This window comes from Nocardia amamiensis (assembly GCF_015477605.1).
In the GTDB taxonomy this organism is placed as follows: Bacteria; Actinomycetota; Actinomycetes; order Mycobacteriales; family Mycobacteriaceae; genus Nocardia; species Nocardia amamiensis_A.
Window position 1 is genome coordinate 1 of record NZ_JADLQX010000312.1, and the last position, 261, is coordinate 261.

The 261-nt window shown below is 73.9% G+C and carries 1 protein-coding gene; it reads left to right on the plus strand.

The window, feature by feature from the left end:
* Positions 1 to 261 (plus strand): hypothetical protein (locus tag IU459_RS37950; protein WP_195134354.1); only part of this gene is annotated, 261 nt, incomplete at both ends.

Sequence of the window (261 nt, forward strand, 5' to 3'; positions counted from 1 at the left end):
TCGTGTCCATCCAGCTGGTCTCGCGGGCCAAGGCGCGCGGTGTGGTGTTCACGCCGCGGCACGTCTTCGAGCAGCGCACCGTGGCTGGACTGGCCGCCGTCGCGGAAACCGCCGAGGCGGCCGAGGCCTCGGCCGTGACGCTCGCCGAGCCGCCGGGCGGCGGCATCGGCGCGATGCCGTTGACGCCGGTGGTCCGGTTCATGGCCGAGCGGCGCGGTTCGTTCGGCCGGTTCAACCAGACGCTGGCGCTGGAACTGCCGG